The organism is Xanthomonas sp. D-36-1 (assembly GCF_017746155.1).
GTDB classification, from domain to species: domain Bacteria; phylum Pseudomonadota; class Gammaproteobacteria; order Xanthomonadales; family Xanthomonadaceae; genus Xanthomonas; species Xanthomonas cissicola.
In genome coordinates, this window is record NZ_JAGHWR010000020.1 from 120817 (window position 1) to 147721 (window position 26905).

23 protein-coding genes and 2 pseudogenes are annotated in these 26905 nt (G+C 63.4%); 17 read left to right on the forward strand and 8 right to left on the reverse strand.

The genetic code is table 11. The annotated features are described in order from the left end of the window. Positions 1-17: 17 nt before the first annotated feature. Together J7367_RS06635 and J7367_RS06640 are read left to right on the forward strand one after the other, a co-directional pair. Positions 18-3155: a discoidin domain-containing protein gene (locus J7367_RS06635; RefSeq protein WP_057661561.1), complete on the forward strand. Its 3138-nt coding sequence runs from the start codon at positions 18-20 to the stop codon at positions 3153-3155. Between the two features lie 62 nt (positions 3156-3217). Then, positions 3218-4132, forward strand: a complete 915-nt coding sequence (locus J7367_RS06640) for an endonuclease/exonuclease/phosphatase family protein (RefSeq protein ID WP_057661563.1) — start codon at positions 3218-3220, stop codon at positions 4130-4132. 91 nt (positions 4133-4223) lie between these two features. On the opposite strand, the gene J7367_RS06645 is transcribed toward J7367_RS06640, so the two are convergent. The 6 genes from J7367_RS06645 to ykgO all read right to left on the reverse strand — a co-directional run bounded on the left by J7367_RS06645 (position 4224) and on the right by ykgO (position 8974). After that, a complete protein-coding gene (locus J7367_RS06645) occupies positions 4224-5444 on the reverse strand; it encodes a TraB/GumN family protein (protein WP_039571193.1) in 1221 nt (406 codons plus the stop codon). Further along, positions 5437-5979 (reverse strand): GNAT family N-acetyltransferase, encoded by a 543-nt coding sequence (locus J7367_RS06650; protein WP_057661565.1) that lies wholly within the window; start codon positions 5977-5979, stop codon positions 5437-5439. The genes J7367_RS06645 and J7367_RS06650 overlap by 8 nt, the downstream gene beginning before the upstream one ends. Positions 5980-5982: 3 nt before the next feature. Further along, positions 5983-6867 carry a carbon-nitrogen hydrolase gene (locus tag J7367_RS06655; protein ID WP_057661568.1) on the reverse strand — a complete coding sequence of 295 codons (885 nt, stop codon included), beginning with the start codon at positions 6865-6867 and terminating at the stop codon, positions 5983-5985. A 125-nt stretch (positions 6868-6992) separates the two neighbouring features. Further along, a complete protein-coding gene (locus J7367_RS06660; protein WP_057661570.1) occupies positions 6993-8027 on the reverse strand; it encodes an agmatine deiminase family protein in 1035 nt (344 codons plus the stop codon). A 235-nt stretch (positions 8028-8262) separates the two neighbouring features. Continuing rightward, a complete protein-coding gene (locus J7367_RS06665) occupies positions 8263-8604 on the reverse strand; it encodes a hypothetical protein (RefSeq protein WP_007970129.1) in 342 nt (113 codons plus the stop codon). A gap of 244 nt (positions 8605-8848) precedes the next feature. Further along, positions 8849-8974: a type B 50S ribosomal protein L36 gene (gene ykgO / locus J7367_RS06670; RefSeq protein ID WP_005913193.1), complete on the reverse strand. Its 126-nt coding sequence runs from the start codon at positions 8972-8974 to the stop codon at positions 8849-8851. 172 nt (positions 8975-9146) lie between these two features. Here ykgO and cmk point away from each other — a divergent pair, with 172 nt between their 5' ends. The 9 genes from cmk (at position 9147) to J7367_RS06715 (ending at position 19448) form a co-directional block, all read left to right on the forward strand. Continuing rightward, positions 9147-9830, forward strand: coding sequence for a (d)CMP kinase (gene cmk, locus J7367_RS06675; protein ID WP_008572390.1), 684 nt, complete (start codon positions 9147-9149; stop codon positions 9828-9830). A gap of 182 nt (positions 9831-10012) precedes the next feature. Beyond that, positions 10013-11698 (forward strand): 30S ribosomal protein S1, encoded by a 1686-nt coding sequence (gene rpsA, locus J7367_RS06680; RefSeq protein ID WP_003489652.1) that lies wholly within the window; start codon positions 10013-10015, stop codon positions 11696-11698. A gap of 87 nt (positions 11699-11785) precedes the next feature. After that, complete coding sequence (locus J7367_RS06685; RefSeq protein ID WP_003489651.1) at positions 11786-12097, forward strand: integration host factor subunit beta; 312 nt, start codon at positions 11786-11788, stop codon at positions 12095-12097. A gap of 66 nt (positions 12098-12163) precedes the next feature. Then, positions 12164-12457, forward strand: a complete 294-nt coding sequence (locus J7367_RS06690) for a LapA family protein (RefSeq protein WP_057661571.1) — start codon at positions 12164-12166, stop codon at positions 12455-12457. A 6-nt stretch (positions 12458-12463) separates the two neighbouring features. Further along, on the forward strand, positions 12464-13642 hold the full coding sequence (gene lapB / locus J7367_RS06695; protein WP_057661574.1) for a lipopolysaccharide assembly protein LapB: 1179 nt from the start codon (positions 12464-12466) through the stop codon (positions 13640-13642). Next, positions 13642-14610, forward strand: a complete 969-nt coding sequence (locus J7367_RS06700) for a glycosyltransferase family 4 protein (protein WP_057661575.1) — start codon at positions 13642-13644, stop codon at positions 14608-14610. Before lapB ends, J7367_RS06700 begins: the two co-directional genes overlap by 1 nt. Before the next feature lie 13 nt (positions 14611-14623). Further along, a complete protein-coding gene (locus tag J7367_RS06705) occupies positions 14624-16531 on the forward strand; it encodes a nucleoside-diphosphate sugar epimerase/dehydratase (RefSeq protein WP_007970136.1) in 1908 nt (635 codons plus the stop codon). Then, on the forward strand, positions 16531-17424 hold the full coding sequence (gene galU, locus J7367_RS06710) for a UTP--glucose-1-phosphate uridylyltransferase GalU (RefSeq protein ID WP_057661577.1): 894 nt from the start codon (positions 16531-16533) through the stop codon (positions 17422-17424). Before J7367_RS06705 ends, galU begins: the two co-directional genes overlap by 1 nt. A 173-nt stretch (positions 17425-17597) precedes the next feature. Further along, on the forward strand, positions 17598-19448 hold the full coding sequence (locus tag J7367_RS06715; RefSeq protein WP_057661579.1) for a monovalent cation:proton antiporter-2 (CPA2) family protein: 1851 nt from the start codon (positions 17598-17600) through the stop codon (positions 19446-19448). Between the two features lie 500 nt (positions 19449-19948). Here J7367_RS06715 and J7367_RS06720 read toward each other — a convergent pair whose 3' ends face one another. Beyond that, positions 19949-20269: a DUF1244 domain-containing protein gene (locus J7367_RS06720; RefSeq protein WP_057661581.1), complete on the reverse strand. Its 321-nt coding sequence runs from the start codon at positions 20267-20269 to the stop codon at positions 19949-19951. A 49-nt stretch (positions 20270-20318) separates the two neighbouring features. Between J7367_RS06720 and folD the strand changes: the two genes are divergently transcribed. From folD to J7367_RS06745, 5 genes are all read left to right on the forward strand, one after another. Beyond that, entirely contained in the window at positions 20319-21230 is a 912-nt protein-coding gene (folD, locus tag J7367_RS06725) for a bifunctional methylenetetrahydrofolate dehydrogenase/methenyltetrahydrofolate cyclohydrolase FolD (protein WP_022559245.1), read from the forward strand. Between the two features lie 173 nt (positions 21231-21403). Continuing rightward, entirely contained in the window at positions 21404-22861 is a 1458-nt protein-coding gene (gene guaB, locus J7367_RS06730) for an IMP dehydrogenase (protein ID WP_007963221.1), read from the forward strand. A gap of 121 nt (positions 22862-22982) precedes the next feature. Beyond that, positions 22983-24548, forward strand: a complete 1566-nt coding sequence (gene guaA, locus J7367_RS06735) for a glutamine-hydrolyzing GMP synthase (RefSeq protein WP_057661584.1) — start codon at positions 22983-22985, stop codon at positions 24546-24548. A gap of 308 nt (positions 24549-24856) precedes the next feature. Further along, entirely contained in the window at positions 24857-26065 is a 1209-nt protein-coding gene (locus tag J7367_RS06740; protein ID WP_057661586.1) for a site-specific integrase, read from the forward strand. A gap of 79 nt (positions 26066-26144) precedes the next feature. Further along, the gene (locus J7367_RS06745) at positions 26145-26429 is read left to right on the forward strand and encodes a CopG family transcriptional regulator (protein ID WP_244672278.1); all 285 of its coding nucleotides are present in this window, start codon (positions 26145-26147) and stop codon (positions 26427-26429) included. 54 nt (positions 26430-26483) lie between these two features. On the opposite strand, the pseudogene J7367_RS06750 reads toward J7367_RS06745, so the two are convergent. Beyond that, positions 26484-26735: pseudogene (locus J7367_RS06750) on the reverse strand (XRE family transcriptional regulator); the annotation flags it as partial. A gap of 54 nt (positions 26736-26789) precedes the next feature. Between J7367_RS06750 and J7367_RS06755 the strand changes: the two are divergent. Then, a pseudogene (locus tag J7367_RS06755) lies at positions 26790-26905 on the forward strand (IS3 family transposase); the annotation flags it as partial.

Sequence of the window (26905 nt, forward strand, 5' to 3'; positions counted from 1 at the left end):
TCCTGCGACTGTGTGCCATGGCCGCTTTCGTCACGTCTGCGGGCACAGCGCAGGCGCAGGAGCGCCTGCTCGACGGCTTCAACGACATCGGTGCCTGGCGCCTGGTGGTGTCAAACCAGGTGAGCGGTTCGCTGCGCCCGGTGGCCACCAGCTCCGGTGGGCACGCCTTGTGTCTGGATTACAACTTCAACGGCGTCTCCGGCTATGTCGGCATCCGCCGCAATTTGCCGATTACCTATCCGGACAATTACCGGATGTCGTTCGCGGTGCGTGGCGAGTCGCCCTCCAACGACCTGCAGCTCAAGCTGATCGACGCCAGCGGCGACAACGTGTGGTGGGTCAACCGGCCGGGCTTCAACTTCCCGAAGAACTGGACCACGTTCAACTACCGCAAGCGCAACATCGAGAAGGCCTGGGGTCCGGGTGCGGACAAGCAGTTGCGCACCAGTGCGGACGTGGAGTTCACCATCTACAACAAGGTCGGTGGCCAGGGCACGGTGTGCTTCGACCGCCTGGCGCTGACGCCGCTGCCACCCGAAGACACCTCGCCGCTGCAGGCCAAGGCCATCACCGACACCGCGCCTGCGTTGGAACAGCGCCTGGCCGATGGCAAGCCGGACACGTTCTGGCTCAGCGGCGCGGTCAAACAGCAGACGGTCACGCTGGATCTGGGCAAGGTGCGCGAATTCGGCGGCGCCGTGGTGCAGTGGGTGCCGGGTCTGCAAGCTTCGCAATATGTGGTGCGTTCCTCCAGCGACGGACGGAGCTGGCGCGACCTGCGCACGGTCACCGCCGGCGCGGGCGGCACCGATTGGCTGGCGCTTCCCGATACCGAGGCGCGCTACCTGCGTTTCGATCTCAAGGACGGCCCCAACTGGCGCTACGGCATCAAGGAAGTGCAGTTGCAGCCGCTGGCATTTGCCGCAACGCCCAACGACTTCATCAAGTCGCTGGCGGCGCAGCTGCCGCGCGGCAGTTATCCGCGCGGTTTTTCCGGGGAACAGCCGTACTGGACCATTCTCGGTCTGGACGGCGGCACCGAACAGGGCCTGATCGGCGAAGACGGTGCGGTAGAAGTCGGCAAGGGCGGTTTCAGCATCGAGCCGTTCGTGGTTACCGGCGGCAAGGTGTTGCACTGGTCCGATGTCAGCAGCGAGCAAAGCCTGCAGGACGATTACCTGCCGATTCCCAGCGTCGATTGGCACCACGACCTGATGAACCTGCGCGTCACCGCCTTTGTGCAGGGCACCCCCGATCAGGCGCAACTGGTCGCGCGTTACCAACTGCACAACACCGGCAAGGACGCGCGCGAGTTCACCCTGGCGTTGGCAGTACGGCCATTCCAGGTCAACCCGCCGGCGCAGTTTCTCAATACCCTGGGGGGCGTCAGCCGCATCGAGCAACTCGCAGTGAATGGCGGCCAGGTCAGTGTCAACGGCAAGCCGCGGGTGTTCGCGGCACAGCGGCCGGATGCCGGCTTTGCGAGCGCCTTCGACAGCGGCATGGACGTCAGCCATCTCACCGCGGCCACGTCCCCAACGGTGACCCAGGTCAAGGACGAAACCGGCCTGGCCTCGGGTGTACTGCTGTATCGCTGGAAGTTGGAGCCCGGCCAACGCCGTGAAGTGGCCCTGGTCATTCCGCAAACCGGCGCCGCGCAGCTGCCGGCCAACTTCGATGCGGACAAGGCGCAGCAGCAGGTGGCGCAGCAATGGCGCAGCAAGCTCGATCGCGTGCGCATCAGCGTGCCGGCCGAAGGCAAGCCGGTGGTCGATACCTTGCGCACGGCGCTGGCGCACATGCTGATCTCGCGTATCGGCCCGCGCCTGCAGCCGGGTACGCGCTCTTACTCGCGCAGCTGGATCCGCGACGGCGCGATGATTTCCGAAGGGCTGTTGCGGCTGGGTCGCGAAGATGTGGTGCGCGACTATGTGGACTGGTTTGCGCCGTATCAGTTCGCCGACGGCATGGTGCCGTGCTGCGTGGACGACCGTGGCAGCGACCCGGTGCCGGAAAACGACAGCCACGGTGAGCTGATCTACAACATCGCCGAGTACTACCGTTATACCGGCGACAAGGCCTTCCTGGAAAAGATGTGGCCGCATGTCAGCGGCGCCTACGACTACATGGAAACGCTGCGCGCCAGCGAGCGCACCGAAGAAAACTTCATGCGTAACCCGGCCTTCTACGGAATGATGCCGGTGTCGATCAGTCACGAAGGCTATTCGGCCAAGCCGGTGCATTCGTATTGGGACAACTTCTGGGCGCTGCGCGGCTACAAGGACGCGGCGATGCTGGCCGGTGCGCTGGACAAGCCAGAGGCGGTGGCCCGCTTCAGCACCGCACGCGATGAATTCAGCGGCGACCTGGTCGCATCGTTGGGTGCGGCCGTGCGTCAGCACAACCTGGATTTCCTGCCGGGTTCGGCGGAACTGGGCGACTTCGATGCGACCTCGACCACCATTGCGTTGACGCCAGGCGGCGAGCAGCAACGCCTGCCGCAGGATCTGCTGACCAAGACCTTCGAGCGTTATTGGAAGGAATTCTCCGACCGCCGCGACGGCAAGCGCGAATGGAAGGACTACACGCCCTACGAGTGGCGCAACGTGGCCGCGTTCGTGCGTCTGGGCTGGCGCGACCGCGCCTGGGATGCGACTGCGTTCTTCTTCAAGGACCGCGCGCCACAACCGTGGAACCAATGGGCCGAAGTGGTCTCGCGCACGCCGCGCACACCGTTCTTCGTCGGCGACCTGCCGCATGCCTGGGTCGCCTCGGACTTCGTACGCTCGGTGCTGGACATGTTCGCCTACGGTCGCGAATCCGATGCCAGCCTGGTCATCGCGGCCGGCACGCCGACGCGCTGGTTCGAAGGCAAGGGAATCGGCATTGCCGAACTGCGCACACCGTACGGGCGCCTGAGTTACACCTTGCAGCGCACCGACAAGCAACTGGTGCTGCAACTGCAGCCAGGGCTGATCCTGCCGCCGGGCGGCGTGGTGCTGCCGTGGCCGTATCAGGGAACCCCCGGCAAGGCGACCATCAACGGCGAATCGGCCGAGTGGCAGAACGGCGAACTGCGCATCCAGCAACTGCCGGCCAATGTGCAGATCGATGTGCCCAGCGCGGTGCGGCGGGCCGAGCGCGCCACGCAATGAGGCAGGCGTGGCAGCCGTCGCGGGCAGCGCCAGTACGGCGACATGCCGGATGGCCGGTCGCGGTGCTCGTGCTGCTGCTGTGCTCGACTGGCGCGCAGGCCGGGCGAATAGCTCAGGGCGTCAATCCTGCGCAAGCCATGCAACGCGGCAAGACCGATCGGTCACTGCCAGCTGTCGGGCAGTCACCGAGTGCGGCGCCGCGTGAAATGAGCCTGGTCACGCTCAACCTGCATCACGATCGCGAAGACTGGCCGGCACGACGCGCTTATATCGCCAGGCAGCTCAAGCAACTGGCGCCAGATGTGATTGCGTTGCAGGAAGTGATCGAGCGCCGCGGCAGCGTGGAAAATCAGGCTGCCTGGCTGGCGCGCAAGCTCGGCTACGACTACACCTTCGCCTCGGTCGATCCGGTCGACGCGCCCAAGCGCTACGGCAACGCGTTGCTGAGTCACCGCAAGGTGCTGGCCACGCACCAGCGCCTGCTGCAGCCGCTGGACGACTACCGTGTCGCCGCGCATTTGCAGATCGATGTCGACGGCCAGCCGGTCAACGTCTACGTCACCCATCTCAATGAACGCGCCGACCCACGCGGTACCGGCATCCGCACGCGCCAGGTAGCCGATCTACTGGACTTCATCGCCTCCAACAGCGCGCAGGCGCCGGTGGTGATCGCCGGCGATTTCAACACCGCCGCCGACACGCTCGATCTGCAAGCGCTACGCAAGGGCTACGGCGACAGCTATGGCAGCGTGCATCGCAATAGCGATGCCACGGTCAGCACCTTGAACATGCACGTCTTCGACAGGCCTGCGCGTATCGACCATGTGTTTTTCCAGCAGAACCGCCTGCTGGCCCGCGAAGCCCGCATCCTATTCGAGGCGCCTTATGCCGAAGGCCGCTGGGCATCGGATCACTATGGGGTGTGGGTACGCCTGCAGCTCGCGCCGGAGCGTCCGGCAATCAACCGCATGCCCTAGGAGCGCACCCGGGCGCGACGGGGATTGACCGGTAAAGCCTCATCGCGCCCAGGTGCGCTCCTGCGAACGGTCTGGACCAAGCGGCTTAAGCTCACCCATGCAGACGGTTGAAGATCTGCACCCCGGCCAGCCATACACCGGCCATGCTGCCGAAATTGGTCAACAGGAATGTCAGCACCACCCGCGAGACGCGGTTGCGATACCAGCCGCGCAGCGTCTGCGCATCGTCGCGCAGCGACAGAAAATCGCCGTAGGCCGGCTTGCGCATATGCACTTCGACCAACGCCGCGAATGCACCTGTCGGCACGCTCAGGCGGAATGGTTTGAACGGCGCGACGACCGCGGCGGTGAGAATGCTCAACGGGTGGCTACCGGCCAGCAAACAGCCGAGCGCGGCCATGCCGCCGGTATACATGGCCCACTGCAGCAACAGGTCCGCGCCCATGCTCAGGCCGCCACGCCAGAACCCGATGCCGATGCCGGTGATGATGATCGCCAGGATGCCCAGCGTGATCCATGGAATGCGCTTGCGCTGCTGCACGTATTCCAGCGATTCGCGCAGCGGGCCGGGTGCTGCGGTGTCCTGTTCCAGATGGCGCGCAAGCCCGGCCAGATGCCCGGCGCCGACGACCGCCAAGATCTCGCGCTGATCCGCGCCGACTTCTTCGCGCAGGCGCGTGGCCATGTATTGATCGCGCTCGGCAATGACGGTCTCGTATAGTTCCGGGCTTTCGCTGGCGAAATCGCCGAAGCTTGCCTCCAGCATGTCGCCTTGCTTGAGCTTTTCGATTTCCTCTTCGCCGACCTCATCGGCAGCGAACAGGCCGCCGAGCAATCCGCCGGCCAGTTTCATCTTGCCGAAGAAGCCCAGGCGCCCGGACGCACGTTTGAAGGTCAGGCCAACCTCGCGATCGATCAGATGCACCGGCAAGCCCTGCGCGCGTGCCAGGTTCACCGCCTCTTTCAGTTCTGCACCCGGCTCGATGCCCAGTTGCTTGGCCAGGCGGCGTTGGTACGCGGCAAGTGCCAAATTCGCCGCGAACAAGGCCACGCGTCCTTTGCGGATCACCTGTACCAGGTCCAGGCGGGCGAGGGCATCCGGGTCGCTGAGCGCCTGCAGGCGCTGCGCATCCAGTTCCACCGCCACTGCGTCGTAACGCCCGCTGCCGATCGCCCGTTGCACGGCGGCAACGCTGGCCAGCGACACATGCGCGGTGCCGAGCAGGGTATAGCGCACGCCGTCGCGTTCGACGATGCGATGCGGCTGGCCGGACAGCGCATCGTCCAGAACGTGGGGGGGCTGCTCAGTCATGTGGCTTTTTTTCATCAGAAGGAGGGGCGGTGTCGCCGGAGCCGAGCGCGCGTTGCATCTGCACGCCGTCCAACCAACGACCGCGTTTGCGGCCGATTCCGTTAAAGACTCCGACCGTGCGAAATCCAAAACGTTCATGCAAGCGGCGCGAGGCCAGATTCTCGGCATCGCCAATCACCGCGATCATCTGCCGGAAGCCGCGCTGCTCGCACACCGCGATCAGCTCGCCCAGCAGCGCTTTGCCGATGCCGCGACGCTGCATCGCGGCGGCCAGGTAGATCGAGTTCTCCACCGTCCAGCGATATCCCGCACGCGCGCGAAATGCACTGGCATAGGCATAGCCCGCGACCACGCCATCGAGCTCTGCCACCAAATAGGGGTAGCCCGCATCCACGATCGCGCTCACCCGCGCGCGCATCTCATCGAGCGATGGCGCGTTGTATTCGTAGGTGTTGACCCCGGCGATCTGTTCCGCATAAATCGCGGTGATCGCCGGAATGTCCGCATCGCGGACTGCACGCAGCTCCAATGGCATGCGTCAGTCGATGTAGCGCTTGAGCAGATCGCCGTACGCATCGATGCGGCGGTCGCGCAGGAACGGCCAAATGCGGCGCACGTGTTCGCTGCGCTGCAGGTCGACATCGCAGATCAGCACGGTCGGGTCCTGGCCGGCTTCGGCAATGAACTCGCCCTGCGGCCCCAGCACATGGCTGTTGCCCCAGAACTGGATGCCCGATGCGCCCAGCGGGGAGGGCTCATGGCCGACGCGGTTGCACGACAGCACCGGCACGCCGTTGGCGACCGCATGGCCGCGATGGCTGAGGATCCAGGCATCGCGCTGGCGCTCCTGCTCGGCCTGTTGGTCCTCCGGATCCCAACCGATCGCCGTGGGGTAGAGCAGCAGTTCCGCACCGGCCAGCGCCATCAGGCGCGCCGCTTCCGGATACCACTGGTCCCAGCACACCAGCACGCCCAGGCGGCCCACCGAGGTATCGATCGGCGTAAAGCCCAGGTCGCCCGGAGTGAAATAGAACTTCTCGTAGAAGCCCGGATCGTCGGGGATGTGCATCTTGCGGTACTTGCCGAGCAGCCGGCCGTCCTTTTCGAACACCACCGCAGTGTTGTGATACAGGCCGGCCGCGCGACGTTCGAACAGCGAGGCGACCAGCACCACGCCGTGCTCCTTGGCCAGCGCGCTCAGGCGCTCGGTGCTGGGACCGGGAATCGGCTCGGCCAGGTTGAACTCGTTCACCGACTCGTGCTGGCAGAAATACGCACCGTTGTGCAGTTCCTGCAGCAGCACCAGCTTTGCGCCCTGCGCGGCGGCTTCGGCCACGCGCGATGCGATGACGGCCAGGTTGGCCTCGGCGTCGCCGTGGTTGCGCTCCTGGATCAGCGCGACGGGAAGGAGATGACGGGTCATGGCAGCATCCAACGTAAGTGGCGCACTAAGGTAGCGCGCCATGGCGTAACACCGGCCTGCCGGCCGGAACAGGAAGCCACGCGCGGTCGGTGCGGCCGCGACGCAGGCGAGGTTCGCAACTGCGATTAGGCCGCGAGCAGGCCGGCCGGCAATTGCATGGTCAGGCAATGCAGGCTGCCGTTCTGCCAGATCAGCGCACGACACGGCACCGGCACGATCTCGTGCTGCGGAAACGCCTGCGCCAGCACTGCCTGCGCGGTTGCGTCGGCGGCATCGCCATAGGCCGGCATCAACACCGCGCCGTTGACGATCAGGAAATTGGCATACGACGCAGCCAACCGGCGGCCTTCGTCGAGAATGGGCTGTGCCCACGGCAGCACAAACAGCCGATACGGTTGCCCGTCGGCAGTGCGTAGCGCGGCCAGTTCGGCGCCCATCGCCTGCAGCTCGGTGTAATGCGAATCGCTGGCCACATCGCAGCCCTGATAGACGATCGCATCCGGACCGGCAAAGCGCGCCAGCGTATCGATATGCGCGTCGGTGTCGTCGCCTTCCAGGTAGCCATGATCCAGCCACAGCACGCGCTCCTGCGCCAGCCAGGCGGCCAGATCGCTGCTGAGCGATTCGCGCGTGTGCTGCGGGTGGCGCTCATGCAGGCACTTCCAGGTGGTCAGCAGGGTGCCGGCACCATCGGTCTCGATTGCGCCGCCTTCCAGGGCGAAGTCGACCGTCGCCACCTGCGCCGGCACGAACACCTGCGCGGCATCCAGCGAGCTCACCAGCTGATCGTCCAGGCTGGCTTCGAACTTGCCGCCCCAACCGGTGAAACGGAAATCCATCAACCGGAAGCCGGCGTCCTGGCGCAGCGTGATCGGGCCCGAATCGCGCAGCCAGGTGTCGTTGTAGGCGGCGATCACGAAACGCACCCGCGTCATGTCCACCCGCGCCGAGCGCAGCCGCGCCTCGGCATAGATCTGCAGGTCGTCGTCGGCCACGCAGACGACCACCGGTTCGAAGCGGGAGATCGCCGTGACCAGCGCAATGTAGGTTTCCTCTACATCGGCCAGGCGCTCGGCCCAATCGGTACCGGCGTGCGGCCACGCGAGCAACACAGCGGATTGGGGTTCCCACTCGGCGGGAAAGCGAAGACGGTCGATCATGCCAGGCAAATACTCATCTTGGTGTGCGGGCCATCGCCCACACGTTCATCGATATCCCGCACGTCGCTGCGGGCTCTTGCGATCCGGGCGCCGCTCGCCGCGCCCGGCTTTGTGGCAGCATTGCAGCAACGCATGTCCGGATGCTGACGGACCCGGTCCAGCTTGCGATGCGAATCGTGACGGCCGGCGTGCGAATAACAGATGCCAACACCTCCGGCCGAGCCGTCGCCGTGTCTCAGCGGATCGGCGGCTTGGGCCCGATCTCGTTGGCATCGGCCTTGTTGGCGACCACGTCGATCACCTTGCTCTTTTCGAAGTACACGGTGAAGGCCGGATACACCCAACGATGGATGGTCGGCCACTGGCGCTTCTGGCCGCCGCGCGGGTCGAGCTTTTCCTGCGGCGCGCCGTAGCGGCCTTCGACCTGGCTCATGCTCTCCCCGCGCAAGGGCAGGGCAGCGGCAGGCTTCTGCTGTGCGCGGTCGACCAGCAGCGTATCGGCCGAAGCGACGGCACTGATCCCCATCAGCGCGATTGTCAGCACGACCGGCGGCATCACAAACAAACGGTTACGCATGTCATCTACTCCCCAGTGGACAAGATTTCAGGTGGTGATTACAGCAAAAAACGACGACAGGCGCTGTTGCGACACGGCTGACCTGGCGGGGCCGCGATTGCCCGAGCGCCCCGGCCCAGTCACGACAATGTCCTGCCAGGGTCGGCCGGCGGCAGAGACGTAGGGCAACCAGTGCTGTGAAGCAGCGGCCAAGAAAAAACCGCCCGGAGGCGGCTTTCTCGGGTCTTGCGCACGCCGCAGAGGCTTAGCGCTGACGCGCCTTGAAACGCGGGTTCGACTTGCAGATCACGAAGACCTTACCGCGGCGGCGGACCACCTTGCAGTCGCGGTGACGGGTCTTCGCAGACTTCAGGGAGGACAGGACTTTCATGGCACACCTCGGCGTAAACGGTTGGATTCGATGGAAGAGTGCCCGCAATCGAGGGTGCACCCGGAATGAAGCCGGCGATTCTAACCGGCTTTTCGTCGTGCTTTCAAGTGGTTGCGGCGCAATCGCTGCAAGCGGCGCTACACTACCGGCTGATGACCTTCCGGACACCTGAATGACCGACCTGTCGCCCGTTCTCACCATCGATGGCCCCTCCGGCGCCGGCAAGGGCACCGTGAGCCGGATCGTGGCTGCCCGGCTGGGCTGGCACTACCTCGATTCGGGCGCACTGTATCGCGCTGTCGGGGTTGCTGCGAGCTGGGCCGACCTGGATGTCTCCGATCCGGCAGCGCTGGTGCGCTGCACCTTCGACACCAGGGTGGAATTCGACGATGCGGGCGAGGCAGGACTGCGCGTGCTGGTCAATGGCGCGGATGCGACCAGCGAGTTGCGGCTGGAAACGACCGGTGCGCTGGCCTCGGCCATTGCGGCCATTCCCGAGGTGCGCAGCGCCCTGAAGGAGCGCCAGCGCGCATTCAGGCGCGCGCCCGGGCTGGTTGCCGACGGGCGCGACATGGGCACGGTGATCTTTCCCGATGCTGCCTACAAGGTGTTTCTGACCGCCAGTGCCGAAGAACGTGCGGGCCGTCGCCATAAACAGTTGATGGAAAAGGGTGTTTCGGTTATCTTTGACGACCTGCTGCGCGAGATCATGGCCCGTGATGCCCGTGATGCGCAGCGGGTGGTGGCGCCATTGCGGCCGGCCGAAGACGCCGTGCTGATCGATACCAGTGGAATGGGAATCGAGGATGTCGTCCAGCGTGTGGTCGGGTTGCTCGCAGACCGCGCGCCGTCGTAAGCGTTTCGCAAGCGGGTTTGTCCCGCCGACCGTAAGGCGTTCCAAAGCTCCGTCGCGCATCCTGCGTGGCAGTTCTATGACTTCTAACCGACTCGCTGTATGGAGTCGACCAACAGGCTGGGCGGTTCGCATCTGTCGCACTCCGACGATCGGCGCCCGTGTGTTCAACTGAGTAAATTCAAATGACAGAATCTTTTGCAGAACTGTTCGAAGCCAGCCAAGCCAATCTGGCGAAGCTGAAGCCGGGCTCCATCGTCACCGGTACCGTCGTGGAAGTTCGCGGCGACGTGGTGGTGATCAACGCTGGCCTGAAGTCCGAAGGCATTGTGCCGATCGAGCAGTTCCGTAACGACGCTGGCGAGATCGATGTCGGCGTAGGCGACCAGGTCAAGGTCGCCCTCGATTCCATCGAGAACGGCTTCGGCGAAACCGTGTTGTCGCGCGAGAAGGCCAAGCGCGCGATGGTGTGGGACGAGCTGGAAGAAGCGTTGGAAAAGAACGAAACCATCACCGGCCGCATCAGCGGCAAGGTCAAGGGTGGTTTCACCGTGGACATCAAGGATGTCCGCGCGTTCCTGCCTGGTTCGCTGGTGGATGTGCGCCCGGTGCGCGACCCGGCCTACCTGGAAGGCAAGGAACTTGAGTTCAAGCTGATCAAGCTGGACCGCAAGCGCAACAACGTGGTGGTTTCGCGTCGTGCAGTGGTCGAAAGCGAGCACTCGGAAGAGCGCGAGCAGCTGATGGACAAGCTGCAGGAAGGCGCGATCCTGAAGGGTGTCGTCAAGAACCTGACCGACTACGGCGCATTCGTGGACCTGGGCGGTATCGACGGCCTGCTGCACATCACCGACATGGCCTGGAAGCGCGTGCGCCATCCGTCCGAAGTCGTCAACGTCGGCGACGAGCTGGACGTGCGCGTGCTGAAGTTCGATCGCGAGCGTAACCGCGTCAGCCTCGGCCTGAAGCAGCTGGGCGAAGATCCGTGGGACAACATTGCCCGTCGTTACCCGGCCAACAGCCGCGTGTTCGGCAAGGTCTCCAACGTCACCGATTACGGCGCATTCGTCGAGATCGAGCCGGGCGTCGAAGGTCTGGTGCACGTCTCCGAAATGGATTGGACCAACAAGAACGTCAACCCGTCCAAGGTTGTGCAGGTCGGTGACGAAGTCGAAGTAATGGTCCTGGACGTGGACGAGGAGCGTCGCCGCATCTCGCTGGGCATGAAGCAGGTTGCCGCCAATCCGTGGGAAACCTTCGCTGCGACCCACAAGAAGAACGACAAGGTGTCCGGTCAGATCAAGTCGATCACCGACTTCGGCATCTTCATCGGTCTGGACGGCGGCATCGACGGTCTGGTCCACCTGTCCGACATCAGCTGGAACACCACCGGCGAAGATGTCGTGCGCAACTACAAGAAGGGCGACACGCTGGAAGCCGTCGTGCTGGCAGTGGACCCGGAGCGCGAGCGCATCAGCCTGGGCGTCAAGCAGCTGGAGCAGGACCCGTTCGGTCAGTACATGGCGTCCAACCCGAAGGGTTCGAAGGTCGAAGGCGTGGTGCGTGAAGTGGATGCCAAGGGCGCCACGATCGACTTGGCCGACGGCATCGAAGGCTACGTCGCTGCACGCGACATCGCCAACGAGCGCGTCGACGACGCCACCCAGCACCTGAAGGTCGGCGACAAGATCGAAGCCAAGTTCGTGGGCATGGACCGCAAGGGCCGCACCCTGCAGCTGTCGATCAAGGCCAAGGACGATGCCGAAATGCGCGAAACGTTGGAGGACTACCAGTCCGCCTCCGCGTCGGGCGGCATGACTCAGCTGGGCGCGCTGCTGCGTGCGCAGTTGAACAACAACAAGTCCGAGTAAGCGCGTAGCGCTCGCAAGAGCGTAACGGATCGGCCCGGGCTTGCCCGGGCCGATTCCGATGTGTCAGTCGAAAAAAGCAAGTCTCCCATGACCAAGTCCGAATTGATTGAAATCCTGGCGCGACGCCAAGCGCATCTGAAGTCGGACGACGTGGATCTGGCAGTCAAGTCGCTGCTGGAAATGATGGGCCAGGCGCTCTCCGATGGCGATCGGATCGAAATTCGCGGGTTCGGCAGTTTTTCGCTGCATTACCGTCCGCCACGGTTGGGACGTAACCCTAAGACCGGCGAGTCGGTCGCGCTGCCGGGCAAGCATGTACCCCACTTCAAGCCGGGCAAGGAATTGCGTGAGCGTGTCAGCTCCGTGGTGCCTGTGGATGTGGCCGATACGGCAGACTGAAGCCATTCTGGCGCTGCGTTTATGTGGTCTCGGTTAAGCTAGTCCGCCTCCCGACGGAGTCTCGCCATGAAGGTGCTTCGCTTGCTGGTGATGTTGGCCTTCCTGCTGGTCGGTCTGATCATCGGTGCGGTCAATTCCCAGGACGTCACGCTCGATTTTCTGTTCTCCAGCGTGCATACCAGTTCAGGCGTCGCGATCATCGTCGCGCTGCTGGTCGGTGCCGGCATGGTGCTGGTCAGTGTGGTCATTCCCCTCTATTCCAAACTGCGCCAGGCCAACAAGGCTGTTGCGGTCAGTCGCGCCGACGCCAGGGCTGTCACGCCTGCGACCGTCGAGCCGCGCCCCATCGATGGACTGTAACGACGTATGGAATTTCTGACCGAGTGGATCTGGTTCTTCCTGTTCGTGCCGCTGGCTGCGCTAGGCGGCTGGATCGTCGGCCGTCGTGGCGGTCAACGCCATGGCGACACGCAGGTCAGTCGTCTTTCCAGTACCTATTTCCGCGGGTTGAACTATCTGCTCAACGAACAGCCGGACAAGGCGATCGAGCTGTTTTTGCACATCGCCGAACTGGACAAGGAAACCTTCGAGACCCAGGTCGCGTTGGGGCATCTGTTCCGCCGCCGTGGTGAAGTGGACCGTGCGATCCGCCTGCACCAGGGCCTGGTGCAGCGTGGCGACCTGACCGATCAGCAGCGCGTCCAGGCCTTGCTGGCGCTCGGCGAGGACTACATGAAGTCGGGTCTGCTGGATCGTGCCGAAACGGTCTTTACGGAGTTGGCGCAACTTGACCAGCGCGCGCCGCAGGCGCTGCGTCACCTGATCGGTATCTATCAGGCCGAGCGCGATTGGGAAAAGGCGATCGACAACGCCACCCGCTATGAAGAGGTGACCGGCGAGCCGATGGGCAAGCTGATCTCGCAATTCGAATGCGAACTGGCTGATCGCTATCGCGGCCTGGGCAAAACCGACGATGCACTCCAAGCGATCGCACGTGCCTACCAGGCCGATGGCACTTCCGTGCGTGCCGGCATTCTGGAAGGACGCATCGAAGCCGAGCGCGGTCACGACGAAGCGGCGGTGCGCGCGTTCGAACGGGCTGCCCGGCATGATCCGGAATACCTGCCCGAGATCATTCCTGCATTGATGGCCGCGTATCGACGGGTCGGCGATATCGCCGGCGCGCGCAACTTCCTGTCGGAGATGACCGAGCACTATCGCGGCATCGCTCCGGTGCTGGCGCTGACCCAGTTGATGGAAGCCCAGGATGGCGTCGCGCCTGCGCTTGCCTATCTTGGCCGCCAGCTCAAGGATCGGCCGTCGGTGCGTGGTGAGTCGGCATTGATCGATCTCACCCTGGCCGAGGGGAGCGACCCGGTCGGCACCCTGCAGGACCTCAAGCACATCACCGACCAGTTGCTGGTGCGCAATCCGAGCTACCGATGCACGCGCTGCGGCTTCGGTGCCAAGACGCATCACTGGCAATGCCCGAGCTGCAAGGAATGGGGTACGGTCAAACCGCTGTTGAACTACGCGGTGGTCTGATGGCGTGGCTGTGGTGCGCGCTGCACCTGCTGGTCGCGGCACTGGGCACCTGGGGGCTGCGGCGCTATGCCTTGCACCGGCGTCTGCTCGATCATCCCGGTGAACGGCGTAGCCACCTGGTGGCGACCCCGCGCGGTGGCGGCATGGCGATTGTGGCGGCAATCTTGCTGGGCTGCGTTGCGGCGTGCGCGCTATGGCCGACATCCCGGTTGACGGTCTGCTGGTTCGCAGCGGGCTTGGTCGCAGTGGCCGGCGTGGGCTGGTGGGACGACCACCGTCCGCTTTCGGCAAGGCTGCGGTTTTCGATTCACCTGGCCGCATCGGCGGCATTGGGCGCCTTGGTTTGGCACGCGACGGGCAGCGTGTGGGATGGAGTGCTGACTGCCGCTGCGTCCGTGGTGTTGATCAATGTCTGGAATTTCATGGATGGCATCAATGGGCTCGCCAGCACCCAGGCGGCGTTGGCCGCGCTGGGATTCTCGCTGGTAGCGCCTGCCGGTTGGTCGTGGGCAGGTCTGGCGATTGCAGCCGCGTGCCTCGGGTTTGTGCCGTTCAATTTCCCACGTGCGCGCATCTTCATGGGCGATGGCGGCAGTGGCGCGCTCGGCTACGTGCTGGCGGCGCTGCTGGCGCTGAACGTGGCGAGTGGTCAGGTGAGCTGGTGGATCAGCTGGTTCCCGTTGACGGCCTTTCTTGTAGACGCCGGCTTCACGCTGCTTGCTCGCATGCTGTCCGGGCAACGCTGGTGGGAGCCACATGCCCAGCATCTGTACCAACGTCTGGCGCGTCGTCTTGAGACGCACGTCCCGGTAACGTGCGTTTATTTCGCGTTCAGCCTCATTGCCGTCTGCTTGTACCTGTTAATCCGTCATGATCCGTTCTGGCTGCAGGTGTCCGGCGCGCTGGTGTGGGGCATGGGCGCCACTGCAATCTGGCTTTTTCTGCGCGATGGACTGCGCAATTCCTGACTAATGGACTTTTATGATTTCCTGGCGTGACCGTTTGACCAAGGCCCTGCCGCAGATAGCGGTCGTGGTACATGACCTGCTGATGGTGTGGGTGTGCTGGCAGCTGCTGCATGCCGGTCGCTATTCGATGCTACGTGACGCGCCGGATCTGCCGCTGTGGGACTGGCGCACCGCGGTGGTGTTGGTGGCGCAGGGCCTGGTGTTCTGGAAGATGGGGTTGTACCGCGGGTTGTGGCGCTTCGCCTCGGTGCCGGACCTGTGGAACATTTTCAAGGCGAGTTTTCTTGGACTGGTCGCGATCGTGCTGGCGCTGGCGTACGACCGTCTGGATGGCGTGCCGCTGTCGGTGCTGGTGGTCTATCCATTTGCCTTGTCGGCCATGCTGGGTACGCCCCGTTTGCTGTATCGGGCCTGGAAGGATTATCAGATTGCGCACTCCGGAGATGCCGCGCAGCGCGTGCTGATCCTTGGTGCTGGTCGCGCTGCTGAAGGGTTGGTGCGCGATCTGCGTCGCACCGGCGCATTTGTGCCGGTCGGGTATTTGGACGACGCCAATAACCTGCATGGGGCCAAGATCCAGGGTCTCAACGTGCTGGGCAATCTGGATCAGGCCGCCGCCATTGCCAAGGAGACCGCCGCCAAGTTGCTGGTGATCGCGATCCCGTCGCTGGACGCCTCTGGCATGCAGCGCGTCGTGGCGATCTGCGAAAGCACTGGCCTGCCGTTCCGCATGGTGCCCAAGCTGATCAACGTACTGGAGGGGCGCTCGTTGCCGGGCGAGTTGAAGGAGGTCGCGATCGAGGACCTGCTCAACCGCAAGCCGGTCACGCCCGACTGGCGCCTGATCCGCGACTGGCTGACCAACAAGACCGTGATGGTGACCGGTGCCGGCGGTTCGATCGGTTCGGAAGTCTGCCGCCAGTGCGCGCGCCACGGCGCGCGTCGGATCGTCCTGCTGGAAATCGACGAGCTGGCGCTGTTGACCATCGACTCGGATCTACGCCGGCTGTTCCCGGATATCGAAGTGGTGCGCGTGTTGGGCGATTGCGGCGACCCGGCGGTCGTGGCGCATGCGTTGAACACTGCCACGCCGGATGCGGTCTTCCATGCAGCCGCCTACAAGCAGGTGCCGTTGCTGGAAGAGCAGTTGCGCGAGGCGGTGCGCAACAACGTGCTAGCGACCGAGAACGTGGCGCGCGCCTGCCAGCGTGCACGTATCGAAACCTTCGTCTTCATCTCCACCGACAAGGCGGTCGAGCCGGTCAACGTGCTGGGCGCAAGTAAGCGCTATGCAGAAATGATCTGCCAAAGCCTCGACGCGCGCGATGCGCCGACGCGCTTCATCACCGTGCGCTTCGGTAACGTGCTGGATTCGGCCGGCAGCGTGGTGCCGTTGTTCCGCGAACAGATCCGCCAGGGCGGCCCGGTAACCGTGACGCATCCGGATGTGACGCGTTACTTCATGACCATCCCCGAAGCCTGCCAGTTGGTCATCCAGGCAGCTGCATCCGCGTCGCATGGTGCGATCTATACACTGGACATGGGCGAGCCGGTGCCGATTCGACTGCTTGCCGAGCAGATGATCCGTCTGGCCGGCAAGCAGCCGGGCAAGGACGTGGCGATTCTCTATACCGGCCTGCGTCCGGGCGAGAAATTGCACGAGACGCTGTTCTATTCCGACGAAGACTATCGTCCCACCGCGCACCCCAAGATCCTGGAAGCCGGTGTGCGCGAGTTCTCGCATGAGCAGGTGCTGCAGCTGGTCACGCGCTTGCGCGAGGCCGTTAACCGCTATGACATCAAGGCGATGGAGACTGTATTGGGCAGCTTGATGCCGGATTTTGCGGCTGCTCGACGGAAAGTCGACGCGCGATCTGATACGGTCGTTCCATTCCCCGCACGTGAGGTCAGAAGACTGTAATGAGCCAGCGTATTCGCAAGGCCGTATTCCCCGTCGCAGGTCTTGGGACCCGCTTTCTTCCGGCAACCAAGACCGTGCCGAAAGAAATGCTGCCAATCATCGACAAGCCATTGATCCAGTACGCCGTCGACGAAGCCATCCAGGCTGGTTGCGATACGCTGATCTTCGTGACCAACCGCTACAAGCACTCCATTGCTGATTACTTCGACAAGGCCTATGAGCTCGAGCAGAAGCTGGAGCGTGCAGGCAAGCTGGAGCAGCTGGAGCTGGTGCGCCATGCATTGCCGGAGGGCGTTCGCGCCATTTTTGTCACGCAGGCAGAGGCGCTCGGCCTGGGCCATGCGGTGTTGTGTGCCAAGGCCGTTGTCGGTAACGAACCGTTCGCGGTGTTGCTGCCGGACGATCTGATGTGGAACCGCGGCGATGCTGCGTTGACCCAGATGGCCAACGTGGCGGAAGCCTCGGGCGGCAGCGTGATCGCCGTGGAAGACGTGCCGCACGACAAGACCGCCAGCTACGGCATCGTTTCCACCTACGCATTCGACGGCCGCAAGGGCCGCATCAACGCGATCGTCGAAAAGCCCAAGCCGGAAGTCGCGCCAAGCAACCTGGCCGTGGTCGGTCGTTACGTGCTGAGCCCCAAGATCTTCGACCTGCTCGAAGCCACCGGTGCAGGCGCAGGCGGTGAAATCCAGCTCACCGATGCGATCGCCGAGTTGCTGAAGGAAGAGCAGGTCGATGCCTTCCGCTTCGAGGGTCGCCGTTTCGATTGCGGCGCGCATATCGGCCTGATCGAGGCAACCGTGCATTTTGCGCTCGAGCACGAAAAGCATGGCGGCCCAGCGAAGGAAATCCTGCGCGAAGCACTGGCCCAGGCCGACGCGCGCGGCTGATTGTTGCCTGATCGCTGTTTCTACGAACGACGCCAGCTGGCGTCGTTCGTCGTTTGGGAGCTTGTCGTACGCATTGTCGCGTCTGCAGAGCCCGGCTTGGCAACGCCAAGCGCGGGCAAAGATGCGCACCCTGATGCAGGCCGAGGCCGCGCTGGTGCCGCTAGAATCCGGGCATGAGCCAACCTGCCGAATCCAGTGAACTGATCAACGTGGTGGTGCTGCTCGGCGCTGCCGTGGTTGCGATCCCGGTGTTCCGTCGTCTCGGCCTGGGCTCGGTGTTGGGTTATCTGGCAGCGGGACTTGCCATTGGTCCGTTCGGTTTGGGCCTGTTCAACGAGCCGCAAGCCATCCTGCATGTGGCCGAGTTGGGCGTGGTGATGTTTCTGTTCGTGATCGGGCTGGAAATGCGCCCCTCGCACCTGTGGAGTTTACGCAAGGAAATCTTCGGACTTGGCACGCTGCAGATCGCGGTTTGCGCGCTGGTGTTGACCGGCGTCGGCATGTTGCTCGGCTTTGCGCTACCGGTGGCCTTCGTGGCGGCGTCCGGTTTTGTGCTGACCTCCACCGCGGTGGTGATGCAGTTGTTGGCCGAGCGCGGTGACGTCGCCTTGCCGCCGGGGCAGAAGATCGTGGCGATCCTGCTCTTCGAAGATCTGTTGATCGTGCCGTTGCTGGCGATCGTGGCCTGGATGGGAGCCAGCGGCGACCCGCAGGCCGCATCGCAGCGTTGGCAGGGCATCGGCATCGGTCTGGCCTGCATCGTCGGCTTGCTGGTGGCCGGGCGTTGGCTGCTCAATCCCTTGTTCCGCATCCTGGCCGCGTCCAAGGCGCGCGAAGTGATGACCGCAGCAGCATTGCTGGTGGTGCTGGGCGCAGCGCTGTTGATGCAGGTGGGCGGGCTGTCGATGGCGATGGGGGCGTTCCTGGCCGGCGTGCTGTTGTCCGAGTCCACGTTCCGGCATCAGATCGAAGCGGATATCGAACCCTTTCGCGGCATCCTGCTGGGGTTGTTTTTTCTCGGTGTCGGCATGAGCCTGGACGTGCGTGTGGTCGCGGCCGATTGGCGCCTGATCGTGGTGGGCGTGCTGGCCCTGATGGTGGGCAAGGGCGTGTGCATCTATGCGGTGGCGCGGATGATGCGCAGTGACCATCGCCAGGCGTTGGACCGTGGTGTGCTGATGGCACAAGGCGGCGAGTTCGCATTCGTGCTGTTTGCCGCCGCGTCGGCAGCGGGCGTCATCGATGCCCAGGTCAATGCCAGCCTGACCGCCATCGTGGTGTTGTCGATGGCACTGACCCCGTTGTTCGTGCTGCTGCAACGGCGGCTGACGCCGGCAGCGGCGATCTCGCTGGATGGGGTGGAAGCAGCCAGCGGCCAGACCGGTAGCGTGTTGATCATCGGCTTCGGGCGCTTTGGGCAGGTGGCCAGTCAGTCGCTGCTGGCGCGCGATGTGGATGTGACCATCATCGATAACGACATTGAGATGATCCAAAGCGCGGAAGAATTCGGTTTCAAGATCTACTACGGCGACGGCACCCGGCTCGATGTGCTGCACGCCTCCGGCGCACACAGCGCACGTGCGATTGCGGTGTGCGTCGACAATCAAGAGGCAGCTAATCGCATCGTCGAGCTGGCGACGCGAGAGTTTCCGCATGCCAAGCTGCTGGTGCGTTCGTACGACCGCCAGCATTCGCTGCAGTTGGTCGCGGCGGGAGTGGATTACCAGATCCGCGAGACCTTCGAGTCGGCGGTGATCTTCGGCAAAGTGGCGCTGGTGGAACTGGGTGTGGACGAGGACGAAGCTGGCATGATTTCGCGTGAGGTCCGCCGCCGTGATGCCGAGCGTTTCGAACTGGAGATCACTGCCGGCGATGCACGGGCCGGAGCCAGGCTGATGTATGGCAACACCGTGCCTACCGCACCCCGGCCCACGCCGTTCACGCGGCCGCGCCGCGGCAGTCGCACCCTGAATCCCGATGCGGTACCGCAGGCTGGACAAGTACAGACGCAGACGCGCGACTAGAGCGTGTCATGTACGTTGAGGTCAGTGCGAAGCGTGCTGTGGCGCGTCGAGACAAGGCGCGCAACACGGTATCGGCGCGCCACAGGGCGCTTCCCGGCGGGTTGGCCGTCAGCGGTACGGCGCGGGCGCCGCGCGGCTTGCCTTGGCGCCAGCCAAGCCGACGCCAGCCAGAATCCGCTCCGCACCGCTGGCGGCCAACGCATCTCATCTCAACGTGCATGACACGCTCCTAGGGCAGCCGACAACACCGCTGCGCAGACGCTACGCGAGATGGCCAGTGCGCGATGCGATGCGCCATTCGTACGGTGCGATTGCCGCGATTGGACGATGGTTCGCTACGTCTTGCTGGCCACTGGGAGCGGACACACGCCACCGCGCGAGCGTCGGGCGCGCCACGCCTGCACGGTATGGGGCGCTCGTGCGCTCCGGCTTCTCAGCGCGCCCACCTCCAGCCACAGACCGCTCGGGACATCTTGGCAGACGCGCTCACTGATGCCTGCCTAGCCATGCTTGCGCTGGGCGGCGGCGAAGGCTTCCAGTTGTTCGGGCGTGGCGTCTTTTTTATGCTGCTGTTTCCATTGGGCAAATGGCATGCCGTAAACGGCTTCGCGCGCCTGCTCTTTGGTCATGGCCTGGCCTTGCGCTTCGGCCGCTTCGCGGTACCAATCGCCCAGGCAGTTGCGGCAGAAGCCGGCGAGAATCATCAGATCGATGTTCTGCACATCGGTGCGGTCCTGGTTGAGATGCTGCAGCAGACGGCGAAATGCTGCCGCTTCGATCGAAGTGGTGCTCGAATCGGAGCGTGAGGTGGTGTCGGTCATGGCGGAATCGGGGACAATAGACGGCCTTCGACTCTACACCTGACGCCCCATGACCGCTTCTGCGCCAGCTGCCTCCGCTTCGGCCCGCCTTCTCGATGGTCGCCGCATTGCCGAGGAATTGCTCGACGGATTGAAGCTGCGGGTGGACGCGCGGGTGGCGGCCGGCAAGGCGCGCCCCGGGCTGGCGGTGGTGCTGGTCGGTGGCGATCCGGCATCGTCGGTGTATGTGCGCAACAAACGGCGCGCGGCCGAGAAGGTCGGCATCGAAGCCTTCGATTACGACCTGCCGCAGGGCACCAGCGAAGCCCAGTTGGCGTCGCTGATCGATGAGCTCAATGCCGACCCCAAGATCCACGGCATTCTGATCCAGCTGCCGCTGCCGGGCATTCCCGATGCCAACCGGCTGATTCAGCGCATCGACCCGCGCAAGGACGTGGACGGATTCCATCCGCAGAATGTCGGGCATCTGGCCTTGCGCGAATTCGGGCTGCGCCCGTGCACGCCGCGCGGCATCGTGACCTTGCTCGGCCACACCGACCAGCCGGTGCGCGGCCGCAACGCCACCATCGTGGGCGTGAGCAATCACGTTGGCCGGCCGATGGGGCTGGAGCTGTTGATCGCCGGCTGCACGGTCACCAGTTGCCACAAATTCACCCCGCCCGATGTGCTGGAAGCCAGCGTGCGCAATGCGGACATCCTGGTGGTGGCAGTCGGCCGCCCGGGGCTGATTCCGGGCGAATGGGTCAAGCCGGGTGCGGTGGTGATCGATGTCGGCATCAACCGGCTCGATGATGGGCGCCTGGTGGGCGATGTCGGCTTCGACGCCGCCGCGCAGCGCGCGGCCTGGATCACCCCGGTGCCGGGCGGGGTCGGGCCGATGACGGTGGCCACGCTGATGCAGAACACCATCGAGGCCGCTGATGCGGCCGGGATTCAGGATTCTGGATCCGGGATTCGTTAAAGGCAACGGCGAAGTGCATGCATCGGCTGATCCGGATTGCATCCGAGATCGGCCGGCAATCGGCAAACAGGCGAACGGTGGGCGGTGCAACGCGACGCTGTTGCGAATTCCGACTCCCCAATCCCGGCCCCAATGCGTTAAAATGCCGCGCTTCCCCAAACTCGGGTCCGCCGATGCTACGCATCCAGGCTGAAGCTCTTACCTACGACGACGTCTCGCTCGTCCCTGCTCACTCGATCGTCCTGCCCAAGGACGTCAGCCTGGAAACCCGGCTGACGCGCGACCTGCGCCTGAAACTACCGATTCTGTCGGCGGCGATGGACACAGTGACCGAACACCGTCTTGCGGTGGCCATGGCCCAGCTGGGCGGCATCGGCATCATCCACAAGAACCTGACCCCGCAACAGCAAGCCGGCGAAGTGGCGCGGGTCAAGAAGTTCGAATCCGGCGTGATCACCGAGCCGTTCACCGTCAGCCCGGACACGACCATCGGCGAAGTGCTGGCGCTGACGCGCGCGCGCAACATCTCCGGCGTGCCGGTGGTGGATGGCAGCGAACTGGTCGGTATCGTCACCAGCCGCGACATGCGCTTCGAAAAGAAGCTCGACGATCCGGTCCGCCACATCATGACCAAGAAGGACCGCCTGATCACCGTGCGCGAGGGCGCCAGCGATGAGGAAGTGCTCGAGCTGCTGCATCGCAACCGTATCGAAAAGGTCTTGGTGGTCAACGACAGCTTCGAGCTGCGCGGTCTGATCACGGTCAAGGACATCCAGAAGAAGACCGATAACCCCAATGCGGCCAAGGACAGCGCCAAGCGCTTGCTGGTGGGCGCGGCGGTGGGCGTGGGCGGCGATACCGAACAGCGCATCGAGCTGCTTGCCGCAGCCGGCGTGGACGTGGTGATTGTCGATACCGCGCACGGCCATTCGCAGGGCGTGATCGATCGCGTGGCGTGGGTCAAAAAGACCTATCCGCAGCTGCAGGTGATCGGCGGCAACATCGTCACCGGCGATGCGGCATTGGCATTGATGGATGCCGGCGCGGACGCGGTCAAGGTTGGCGTGGGCCCGGGCTCGATCTGCACCACGCGTGTGGTTGCTGGCGTGGGCGTGCCGCAGATCACTGCGGTGGACATGGTGGCCGAGGCGCTGCAGGACCGCATTCCATTGATTGCCGATGGCGGCATCCGCTATTCCGGCGATATCGGCAAGGCGCTGGTGGCCGGTGCCTCGACGGTGATGGTCGGCGGCCTGTTGGCCGGTACCGAAGAAGCACCGGGTGAGGTCGAACTGTTCCAGGGCCGTAGCTACAAGAGCTACCGCGGCATGGGCAGCCTGGGTGCGATGGAAAAGGGGTCCAAGGACCGCTATTTCCAGGATGCTTCCGATGCCGACAAGCTGGTTCCCGAAGGCATCGAGGGCCGCGTGCCGTATCGCGGCCCGGTCGGCGGCATCATCCATCAGCTCATCGGTGGCCTGCGCGCGACCATGGGGTATGTGGGCTGCGCCACCATCGAAGAAATGCGCAGCAAGCCCAAGTTCGTCAAGATCACCGGCGCCGGTCAGCGCGAAAGCCACGTGCACGACGTGCAGATCACCAAAGAGCCGCCGAACTATCGCGCTGGATGATCGGGAATGGGGAATCGCGAATCGGGAATCGTAAGAGCCCGCCGCTTCCTCGTCCGATAGCGGCTGGTGCTGCGTTTGCTGTTGCGATTCCCCAATCCCGATTCTCGATTCCCGGCTCTCAATGACCAACATCCATACCGACAAGATCCTCATCCTCGATTTCGGCGCGCAGTACACCCAGCTGATTGCGCGGCGCATCCGCGAGATCGGGGTCTATTGCGAGATCTGGGCATGGGATCACGATCCGTCGGAGATTGCCGGTTTCGGTGCCAAGGGCATCATCCTGTCCGGTGGCCCGGAGTCGACCACGTTGCCTGGCGCGCCGGTGGCGCCGCAGGAAGTGTGCGATAGCGGCCTGCCGGTGTTCGGCATCTGCTACGGCATGCAGACGCTCGCCGCGCAGTTGGGTGGGGCCACCGAAGCCGCCGACCAGCGCGAATTCGGCCATGCCGAAGTCGAGGTGGTCGCCGCCGACGCGTTGTTCTCTGGGCTGACCGATCACGCAGGCGCGTCGCGCCTGAACGTCTGGATGAGCCACGGCGACCACGTGTCGCAGGTGCCGCCGGGCTTCACCATTACCGCCACGACCGACCGCATCCCGGTGGCGGCGATGTCCAACGAAGCCAAGCGCTGGTACGGCGTGCAGTTCCATCCGGAGGTGACGCATACCTTGCAGGGCCAGACCTTGCTGCGTCGCTTCGTGGTGGATGTCTGCGGCTGCCAGACGCTGTGGACTGCGGCCAACATCATCGAGGACCAGATCGCGCGCGTACGCGAACAGGTGGGCGACGACGAAGTGATTCTCGGGCTGTCCGGCGGCGTCGATTCGTCGGTGGTTGCCGCGCTGCTGCACAAGGCGATCGGCGACAAGCTCACTTGTGTGTTCGTCGATACCGGCTTGCTGCGTTGGCAGGAAGGCGACCAGGTGATGGCGATGTTCGCCGAGCACATGGGCGTCAAGGTGATCCGCATCAACGCGGCCGACCGCTATTTCGCCAAGCTGGAAGGCGTGAGCGACCCGGAAGCCAAGCGCAAGATCATCGGCAACCTGTTCGTGGACATCTTCGACGAAGAGTCCAGCAAGCTGGCCAATGCCAAGTGGCTGGCACAGGGCACGATCTACCCGGATGTGATCGAGTCGGCCGGCAGCAAGACCGGCAAGGCGCACGTGATCAAGAGCCATCACAACGTTGGTGGCCTGCCGGAGCACATGAAGCTGGGCTTGGTCGAACCGTTGCGCGAATTGTTCAAGGACGAAGTGCGGCGCCTGGGCGTCGAGCTTGGCCTGCCGCGCACGATGGTGTATCGCCACCCGTTCCCGGGCCCGGGCCTGGGCGTGCGCATCCTCGGCGAGGTGAAGCGCGAGTACGCCGAGCTGCTGGCCAAGGCCGATGCGATCTTCATCGACGAACTGCGCAAGGCCGATCTCTACGACAAGACCAGCCAGGCCTTCGCGGTGTTCCTGCCGGTGAAATCGGTCGGTGTGGTCGGCGATGCACGCGCCTACGAATGGGTGATCGCCTTGCGCGCGGTGGAGACCATCGACTTCATGACCGCGCACTGGGCGCACCTGCCGTACGACTTCCTCGGCACGGTGAGCAACCGCATCATCAACGAGCTGCGCGGCGTTTCGCGGGTGGTCTACGATATTTCCGGCAAGCCGCCTGCGACGATCGAGTGGGAATGATCCCGCGTCCGGCATAGACCGGCAGCAAGTGGCATGAAACACCCCTGAAGCCCGCGTAACTGCGGGCTTTTTGCGTTTTCGGCTCCGCACTATCTGGCAAGTTTTCGCATCGCCAAGCACCCCGTTTTTATGGCATGGTAGATGGTACGATCTGACCCCAATGCCATGTTCGGCGCTCGATACCATGCCTCTTCTAACCAGATGGTCATGGTATCGATTTACGTTAAAGTATTGATTTATAAGGTTTTTATAGAATCAACGCGATGCGGATTGAGCATGGTATTTTTTAGAGGAAACCCGCCCTGACCATGCTGACCGATACCAAGCTGCGTAACATCAAGCCGAAAGACAAGCTCTACAAAGTGAACGACCGTGACGGTCTCTATGTAGCTATCACCCCGGCGGGGTCGATTTCATTCCGCTACAACTACTCGATCCACGGCAGGCAGGAGACCATCACCTTCGGCCGTTACGGTGTAGGGGGTATCACCCTAGCGGAAGCCCGGGAACGGCTCGGCGAGGCAAAAAAGATGATCGCCGCTGGGAAGTCACCAGCCAAAGAGAAGGCCAGAGAAAAAGGCCGCGTCAGGGATGCGGAGACGTTCGGGGCTTGGGCTGATAAATGGCTGCGTGGGTACCAAATGGCTGATTCCACCCGCGATATGCGGCGTTCGGTTTTCGAACGGGAGCTAAAGCCGAAATTTGGCAACCAGAAACTCGCTGAAATTACGCATGAGGACCTGCGAACGCTGACTGACAGCATCGTGGAGCGAGGTGCTCCGGCAACAGCAGTTCACTCGCGAGAGATTGTGATGCAGGTCTTTCGATGGGCAATCGAGCGTGGTCAGAAGGTTGAAAACCCGGCTGATCTGGTGCGGCCTACCAGCATCGCAAAATTTGAGCCGCGCGACCGGGCCTTGACTCCTGATGAAATCGCCTTGATGTATCAGTACATGGAACGCATTGGTACTGCTTCTTCGGTGCGTGTTGCGGCTAAGTTACTGTTGCTCACCATGGTGCGCAAAAGTGAACTGACAAATGCGACCTGGAGTGAGATCAATTTCACTGAAGCGCTATGGACAATTCCCAAAGAGAGGATGAAGCGCCGCAATCCCCATTTGGTGTTCCTGTCGAAGCAGGCTCTGGATATTTTCATAGCCTTGAAAACATTCGCGGGCGGCTCGGAGTACGTTCTGCCTTCGCGCTATGACTCGGACTTGCCAATGAGCAGCGCTACGCTCAATCAGGTGCTCACGCTGACCTATCGTCTGGCGCAGAAAGAAGGGCAGTCGCTTGGCAAGTTCGGCCCGCACGACTTGCGACGTACGGCCAGTACGCTGCTGCATGAGGCTGGTTACAACACTGACTGGATCGAGAAGTGCCTTGCGCACGAACAGAAGGGCGTGCGAGCCGTCTACAACAAGGCCGAGTACCGCGATCAGCGCCGGGCGATGCTACAGGATTGGGCAGACATGATTGACGAGTGGACACTTCGGAGACCGCCCTCTGAGGGGTGATTTTGAGATTCATGTGCCACAGAGCCCGCATCTCTCTTTCATTTGTGGGGTATTCGTGACCGAGGACGAGCGGGCCAAGATGGTAGAGCGTGCCGCGCAAGCGGGCATGTCTCAGTCGGCGTTCCTGCGGGCTGTTGGCTTGAATGAACCAATCCGGTCGGTTGTTGACCTGCAAGCAGTTGCAGGCTTGGCCAAGGTCACTGGCGACCTCGGGCGGGTTGCTGGCCTGTTGAAACTCTGGCTTGCGGAAAAGCGAGGCCAAGGCGCAAGGCCCATCGACGTCGAAAGCGTGATGATCGAATTCAGGGAATTGCAGGCTCAGATTCGAGAGAAGATGAGCGCCATAGTCTTTGCCCGGAAATGACCACGGCCCAAGCGGGCCGTTCCGGTTTATTGTTCGTGCTGATGGGTGTTGAAATCATGCCGTTCTTCGAACGTGCATTTCCACGTGTAGGCCCGCTGTTGCTGCCATATTCACCAGTGCATCTAGTCCAAACAGATCGACCTTGCCTCTCGTAAGATCAGAAATTCGGGGCTGCGTTACGCCGAAAACTTGGGCAGCTTGTGATTGGCTTAGATGGGCGTTAACGATATGCTGCTTAAGCGCGGACATGAGTTCTGATCGCAGTTTCATGCTTTCTGTTTGAGCAGCATTTTCATTAAGTGAATCTTGTGCTGTTTGTTCGGCGGCATGGACGTGTCCATGGTCGCGCGCATGAAGGAGCTGGAGGAGGAGAACCGCCGGCTCAAGAAGATCGAGGTGGATCTGTCGCTGCCGTCAGCCCGTGTGATCCGATCGCTGGAGCAGATCATCGAGTGGCGCGGCAAGCCCGCCGTGAT

Bases quoted from the DNA above. Each gene is read 5' to 3' on its own strand.
- J7367_RS06635 (WP_057661561.1), top strand. From the start codon at position 18: ATGGCCGCTTTCGTCACGTCTGCGGGCACAGCGCAGGCGCAGGAGCGC.
- J7367_RS06645 (WP_039571193.1), bottom strand. From the start codon at position 5,444: ATGACTGAGCAGCCCCCCCACGTTCTGGACGATGCGCTGTCCGGCCAG.
- J7367_RS06650 (WP_057661565.1), bottom strand. From the start codon at position 5,979: ATGCCATTGGAGCTGCGTGCAGTCCGCGATGCGGACATTCCGGCGATC.
- J7367_RS06655 (WP_057661568.1), bottom strand. From the start codon at position 6,867: ATGACCCGTCATCTCCTTCCCGTCGCGCTGATCCAGGAGCGCAACCAC.
- J7367_RS06660 (WP_057661570.1), bottom strand. From the start codon at position 8,027: ATGATCGACCGTCTTCGCTTTCCCGCCGAGTGGGAACCCCAATCCGCT.
- J7367_RS06665 (WP_007970129.1), bottom strand. From the start codon at position 8,604: ATGCGTAACCGTTTGTTTGTGATGCCGCCGGTCGTGCTGACAATCGCG.
- ykgO (WP_005913193.1), bottom strand. From the start codon at position 8,974: ATGAAAGTCCTGTCCTCCCTGAAGTCTGCGAAGACCCGTCACCGCGAC.
- cmk (WP_008572390.1), top strand. From the start codon at position 9,147: ATGACCGACCTGTCGCCCGTTCTCACCATCGATGGCCCCTCCGGCGCC.
- rpsA (WP_003489652.1), top strand. From the start codon at position 10,013: ATGACAGAATCTTTTGCAGAACTGTTCGAAGCCAGCCAAGCCAATCTG.
- J7367_RS06685 (WP_003489651.1), top strand. From the start codon at position 11,786: ATGACCAAGTCCGAATTGATTGAAATCCTGGCGCGACGCCAAGCGCAT.
- J7367_RS06690 (WP_057661571.1), top strand. From the start codon at position 12,164: ATGAAGGTGCTTCGCTTGCTGGTGATGTTGGCCTTCCTGCTGGTCGGT.
- lapB (WP_057661574.1), top strand. From the start codon at position 12,464: ATGGAATTTCTGACCGAGTGGATCTGGTTCTTCCTGTTCGTGCCGCTG.
- J7367_RS06700 (WP_057661575.1), top strand. From the start codon at position 13,642: ATGGCGTGGCTGTGGTGCGCGCTGCACCTGCTGGTCGCGGCACTGGGC.
- J7367_RS06705 (WP_007970136.1), top strand. From the start codon at position 14,624: ATGATTTCCTGGCGTGACCGTTTGACCAAGGCCCTGCCGCAGATAGCG.
- galU (WP_057661577.1), top strand. From the start codon at position 16,531: ATGAGCCAGCGTATTCGCAAGGCCGTATTCCCCGTCGCAGGTCTTGGG.
- J7367_RS06715 (WP_057661579.1), top strand. From the start codon at position 17,598: ATGAGCCAACCTGCCGAATCCAGTGAACTGATCAACGTGGTGGTGCTG.
- J7367_RS06720 (WP_057661581.1), bottom strand. From the start codon at position 20,269: ATGACCGACACCACCTCACGCTCCGATTCGAGCACCACTTCGATCGAA.
- folD (WP_022559245.1), top strand. From the start codon at position 20,319: ATGACCGCTTCTGCGCCAGCTGCCTCCGCTTCGGCCCGCCTTCTCGAT.
- guaB (WP_007963221.1), top strand. From the start codon at position 21,404: ATGCTACGCATCCAGGCTGAAGCTCTTACCTACGACGACGTCTCGCTC.
- guaA (WP_057661584.1), top strand. From the start codon at position 22,983: ATGACCAACATCCATACCGACAAGATCCTCATCCTCGATTTCGGCGCG.
- J7367_RS06740 (WP_057661586.1), top strand. From the start codon at position 24,857: ATGCTGACCGATACCAAGCTGCGTAACATCAAGCCGAAAGACAAGCTC.
- J7367_RS06745 (WP_244672278.1), top strand. From the start codon at position 26,145: ATGGTAGAGCGTGCCGCGCAAGCGGGCATGTCTCAGTCGGCGTTCCTG.